Here is a 5,241-nt window from a genome sequence, read left to right as displayed (position 1 = left end):
CCGGCCGTGTCGGCCTGCCGCAGCGCGGTGCGGACCCGGGCGCCGGCGCCGGCCAGGGCCAGCAGGGCGCGGTCGTGGTCGGCGCGCTGGAGGGCGGCCGGGTCGTCGAGCAGGGTGTCGTCGAGCATGCGGCGGGCCTCCGGCTGTCCTGTGGTCGGCGGGCGCGGGTGGGGCTGTCGGCCCCCAAGGATCAGGCCGGGCGGCGGGCCTCGTCCACCAGGAGGACCGGAATGCCCTCGCGGACCGGGTACGCGAGGCCGCAGTCCGCGCCGGCGCAGACCAGTTCGGGGTGCTCCTCGGTGCCGCCCTCGGTGAGCGCGGCCCGGCACTGCGGGCAGACCAGGATCTCCAGCAGGAAGGATTCGAGCTTCATGGGGGCTTCTCCAAGGTTCGGGGGTGGCACGGAGGTGCCCCGGCCGATAGGCAACCCTACCGGCCGGGGCACCGCGCGCTTCGGTCAGGCGCGGACGATCGCGAGCACGCCGTCGCGCAGCTCGGCCATCCTCGCCGGGTCCTTGGCCTCGACGTTGAGCCGCAGCAGCGGCTCGGTGTTGGAGGCGCGCAGGTTGAACCACCAGTCCGGGCCGGCCACGGTGAGGCCGTCCAGCTCGTCCACGGTGGTGCCCTCCAGGCCGGCGTAGGCGGCACGGACGGCGGCGGTGCTGGCGGCCTGGTCGGCGACGGTGCTGTTGATCTCGCCGGAGGCGGCGTAGCGGTCGTACTCGGCGGTCAGCTCGGACAGGGTGCGCTGCTGCCCGCCGAGCGCGGCCAGCACGTGCAGCGCGGCCAGCATGCCGGTGTCGGCGCGCCAGAAGTCGCGGAAGTAGTAGTGCGCGGAGTGCTCGCCGCCGAAGACGGCGTCGGTGACGGCCATCTCCTGCTTGATGAAGGAGTGGCCGACCCGGGTGCGCACCGGGGTGGCGCCGAGCTCGCGGACCACCTCGGGGACGGTCCAGGAGGTGATCAGGTTGTGGATGATCGTCGGCTCGGCCTCGCCGGCGGCCTGGGCGCGGGCGATCTCGCGGGCGGCGACCAGCGCGGTGATCGCGGACGGGGAGACCGGCTCGCCGCGCTCGTCGACGACGAAGCAGCGGTCGGCGTCGCCGTCGAAGGCCAGGCCGAGGTCGGCGCCGACCTCGCGGACCTTGGCCTGGAGGTCGACCAGGTTCTTCGGGTCGAGCGGGTTGGCCTCGTGGTTGGGGAAGGTGCCGTCCAGCTCGAAGTACATCGGGACGAGCTCGATCGGCAGGCCGTCGAAGACGGTCGGCACGGTGTGGCCGCCCATGCCGTTGCCGGCGTCCACGGCGACCTTCAGCGGGCGGATCGCGGTGAGGTCGACCAGGCCCAGCAGGTGGTCGGCGTAGCCGCGCAGGGTCTCCTGCGCGGAGAGCGCGCCGGGCTGCACGTCCTTGGCCGGGACGGTGACGGTGTCGTCCTCGGCGGTCCAGGACTCGACCAGCTCGCGGATCTCGGACAGGCCGGTGTCCTGGCCGACCGGGGCGGCGCCGGCCCGGCAGAGCTTGATGCCGTTGTACTGGGCCGGGTTGTGGCTGGCGGTGAACATCGCGCCGGGCAGGTCGAGCTTGCCGCTGGCGTAGTAGAGCTGGTCGGTCGAGCACAGGCCGATCTCGACCACGTCGGCGCCGTAGGCCGCCGCGCCCTCGGCGAAGGCCCGGCTCAGCGACGGGGAGGAGGGGCGCATGTCGTGCCCGACCACGATCGCGGACGCGCCGGTGACCTGCACGAACGCGGCGCCGAAGGCCCGGGACAGGCTCTCGTCCCACTGGTCCGGGACGACGCCTCGGACGTCGTACGCCTTCACGAGCTGCTTGAGGTCGCGCACTGCGGCTCCACCCTGGTTCTCTGCTGTCGATACGTCGGGCCACCCGCCCGCCCGGTCGACGGGTCACGGTGACGTCAGACGGGCAGCGTACCCGGGCCGGGCGAACGCACCGTACGGGGCGAGTCCTCAGTTGTCGGGCGAGCGCAGGACCCGCAGGTGGCCGCGGCGGCCGCCCTCGGTGGATTCGCCGTCAGGGCCGCGGCCCTGACGGGGGGTCTGCGGGCGGGCGGCCTCGCGGACGGCGTTGGCGAGGGCTTCCAGGTCGTCGCTGCTGCGGCGCAGCGGCCCGGCCTCGGCGGCGAGCCGGACGACCTCCCAGCCGCGCGGGGCGGTGAGCCGCTCGGCGTGCTCGGCGCACAGGTCGTAGCAGTGCGGCTCGGCGTAGGTGGCGAGCGGGCCCAGTACGGCGGTGGAATCCGCGTAGACGTACGTCAGCGTCGCGACGGCCGGTCGGCCGCACGCGGTCCGCGAACAACGACGTACAGAGCTCACGAGGGTGGACGGTACCGCACTCCCCGCCGGGGAGCGAAGACCGCCTGTCCGGCGGGGGGTGCCGTGTCGCGGCCGGCACCCCCGGGCCCGCCCCCCCGGCGCACTGCCCGGCTCGCTCCGGCCGGCTCGCTCCGGCTGTCCGGGCACGCGCCGCCACCCCGGCGATTCCCCCGTCGGAGTGGTCCACTTCCGACCCGCCAAGGACTACTCTCGGCAGTGATATGGACAGCTCCGCACCGCAGTCATCGACAGGCCCCTCGCGCCGCCCCCGGCACCGCGACCGGCACGGCAGGGGGCTGCGCGGTCCGCTGGCGCCGCCCCAGGTGCCGATCTCGCTCACCCGCTCCGAACTGTTCGACGACTACGTGCGCGAGTCGGTGGAGCGGCTGGAGCGGCGGTGGCCGCAGCTGATCGAGGTGGAGTTCGCCGTGCAGGAGGTGCCGCTGCACGAGGCGGCCGGCGCCGACAGCGAGGACGGCGTGCCGCTGGGCCGGGTGCTGCCGGGCCAGAAGGGGCACAAGAGCCAGATCGTGGTGTACCGGCGGCCGGTGGAGATCCGGGCGAAGACCCGGGAGGACCGGGCCGCGCTGGTGCACGAGATCCTGATCGAGCAGGTGGCCGAGCTGCTGGGGCTGTCGCCGGACGCCATCGACCCGCGCTACGACGAGGACTGACCTCCCGGGGGCCCGCGGGCCCCCGGGAGGTGTGCTCAGCGCAGGACGACGCCCGGGTCCTGGGTGGCCTGCGGGACCTGGACGGTGCTGTGGTCGTCGCGCAGCGCCTGGACGGTGAACATCGGCACGTCCTTGGTGGGGATGGCGAGCATCCGGGCGGCGACCACCGGGCCGCCGGACTCGGTCTCCACGGTGAGCGCGAAGACGCCGTTCAGCCCGGCGGGCTCGGGTGCCGGGATGGCGACCGTGCCGCCGGCCGGGATCTGGACCTCCTTGGTCGCCGGGGTGCCGCCGCCGCTGCCGGCCGAGGCGGTGACCTTGACGGTGGCGGCGTCGCCGGCGGAGGTCAGGAACAGCGTGGAGGCGCCGGCCCGGTTGTCGGCGACGGTGGCCCGGGCGCCGACCGGGGCGCTGCCGCTGAGCCAGGCCGCGTCGCTCTTGCCGTTGCCGCCGGTGCGGTCGACCCGCAGGCCGGCCACGACCTTGGTGGGGTGCTTGTCGTCGCTGGGTGACAGCCGCAGCCCGGCAACCTCGTCCCGGGTGACCTTGCCGAGGTCGACGGAGGCCACCATGCCCGCCTTGACGTGGATCGACTCATTGCCGGCCGGGGTGAACCAGCCGTTCTTGCCGGAGAGCTGGATCTTCAGGTCGGCGTCGTCCTCCGGCGGCGCCCAGACCACCAGGTGGGCCGCGGCGGTGTCGGCGGGCAGGCCGGCCATCACCTGGGTGGGGGCCGGGTCGGCGGAGGCGGGGATCCAGTCGGCGCCCTTGTTGCCGTCGGCGGCGTGCAGCGCGGCGCCGATCCGGCCGGAGCGCACCACCACGTTCACGGCCAAGTCGTTGACGGCGCCCTTGCTGAGGGTCGACAGCAGGACGGACTGCGAGCTGCCGGGGGCGACGGTGATGCCGTTGGCGGCGTCGTTGTCGATCAGGCCCTTGTCGCCGTACATCTTGATGTCGACCACGGCGGCGGAGGACTCGGGGTTGACCAGGCTGACGTAGTCGACCCGGTCGCCGGCCGTGCTGGCCCCGGCGAACCAGAAGCTGGTGCCCTCCGGGGTGCAGGTGAGGCCGGACAGGCCCATGCCGCGCTGCTCGGTGACCACGGTGGTCTGGGTGACGGTGAAGCCGGGGGCGAGCGCGCCGTTGGCGACCGCCCCGGTGCCGGGCGCGTTGTCGCCGTTGCCGGCCGGGCCGGTGGCCGGGGTGCCGGGCTTGGTGACGGTCAGCTTGGCGTCGGCGGGCGCGGCGTTCTTGTCCGGGGCCGGGGTGGCCGGGGCGCCGGAGCCGCTCGGGGCCGCGCTCGGCGTCCCGCTCGCGGCGGGGGTCCCGGGGGCCGAGGGGGCCGTGGTCGGCGGGACGGCGGGGGCGGACTGCTCGGCGAGCCAGCCGGCGCCGCCGGTGGCCGAGCCGGTGCCGGGCGGGGTGTAGGCGGTGAACGTGGTCGAGCCGGTCAGGCCCTGGAACGGCTGCGGGCAGACCGCGGCCGTCCGCTCGACCTGGGCGCTGCTCGGGGCGGCCCCGCCGTCGGCCTTGGCCGGGCTGGCCGGCGGGCGCGACTCGGCGATCCCGAACACGGCCGCCAGCACCACGGCCGCAGCCAGCAGCGACTGGGTGGTCTTCCCGGCGGACCGCGCGGAGCCCTTCCCCGCCGGACGGGCGGGCTCAGCGGCCTCGACCGGCTCGGCGGCGGCGGACTCGAAGGGCTGCTCGGCCCCGGCGCCGGACTTCTTCCTGAAAGCGGGCTTCTTCATCGCGGGTCAGCTCCCCGATCCGTGCTGGTGCGGACGGTAATTCCCGGGGCCGCCCGGTTCGTTGGGGTCGTAGTACGGCTCACCCTGCTGCTGGCCCGGCAGCCAGGTCTGCTGCGGCTGGCCGCCCTGCTGCTGGTAGGGGTCGTAGCCGTACTGCTCCTGCGGGTACTGCTCGTAGCCCTGCTGGGGGTAGCCCTGCTGCTGCCCGTCGTACCCGTGGCCGTCGTAGCCCTGGCCGTCGTAGCCCTGGCCGTCGTAGCCCTGGCCGTCGTACCCCTGGTTGCCGTACGGCGCGGCCGCCGGCTGCTGGGCCGCGTACTGGTCGTAGCTGTACGGGTCGGCCTGCTGGTACGTCTGGTACGGGTCGGTGTACGGCTCGGCGTCCTGGACGGCGGCGGCCGCCTGGACCGCCCCGGCCACCGGCTCGCCGGTCGGCTGCGCCGGGATCGTGCCCGGCCGGCCCTCGTACACCCCGGCC

5 protein-coding genes and 1 pseudogene are annotated in these 5,241 nt (G+C 74.9%); 1 reads left to right on the top strand and 5 read right to left on the bottom strand.

Annotated elements, in window-relative coordinates; all coding sequences use genetic code 11:
* Positions 1 to 190: 190 nt before the first annotated feature.
* From BG452_RS29335 to BG452_RS29325, 3 genes are all read right to left on the bottom strand, one after another.
* Entirely contained in the window at positions 191 to 373 is a 183-nt protein-coding gene (locus BG452_RS29335) for a Trm112 family protein (protein ID WP_188307378.1), read from the bottom strand.
* A gap of 84 nt (positions 374 to 457) precedes the next feature.
* On the bottom strand, positions 458 to 1,843 hold the full coding sequence (locus tag BG452_RS29330) for a phosphomannomutase/phosphoglucomutase (RefSeq protein WP_188307377.1): 1,386 nt from the start codon (positions 1,841 to 1,843) through the stop codon (positions 458 to 460).
* A 126-nt stretch (positions 1,844 to 1,969) separates the two neighbouring features.
* Positions 1,970 to 2,335, bottom strand: a complete 366-nt coding sequence (locus BG452_RS29325; protein ID WP_188307376.1) for a DUF3499 domain-containing protein — start codon at positions 2,333 to 2,335, stop codon at positions 1,970 to 1,972.
* A gap of 221 nt (positions 2,336 to 2,556) precedes the next feature.
* On the opposite strand from BG452_RS29325, the gene BG452_RS29320 reads away from it, so the two are divergent.
* Positions 2,557 to 3,009, top strand: a complete 453-nt coding sequence (locus tag BG452_RS29320) for a metallopeptidase family protein (RefSeq protein WP_188307375.1) — start codon at positions 2,557 to 2,559, stop codon at positions 3,007 to 3,009.
* A 35-nt stretch (positions 3,010 to 3,044) separates the two neighbouring features.
* Here the strand turns inward: BG452_RS29320 and BG452_RS29315 are convergent, their stop codons facing one another.
* Together BG452_RS29315 and BG452_RS29310 are read right to left on the bottom strand one after the other, a co-directional pair.
* Positions 3,045 to 4,763: a DUF5719 family protein gene (locus tag BG452_RS29315; protein ID WP_262986063.1), complete on the bottom strand. Its 1,719-nt coding sequence runs from the start codon at positions 4,761 to 4,763 to the stop codon at positions 3,045 to 3,047.
* A 6-nt stretch (positions 4,764 to 4,769) separates the two neighbouring features.
* Positions 4,770 to 5,241 (bottom strand): annotated as a pseudogene (locus tag BG452_RS29310) (hypothetical protein); the annotation flags it as partial.

It is taken from the genome of Streptomyces sp. CBMA123 (assembly GCF_014596465.1).
In the GTDB taxonomy this organism is placed as follows: Bacteria; Actinomycetota; Actinomycetes; order Streptomycetales; family Streptomycetaceae; genus Kitasatospora.
The sequence above is the reverse complement of the archived record's forward strand: the minus strand, read 5'-3'. Positions and strand labels throughout refer to the sequence as shown.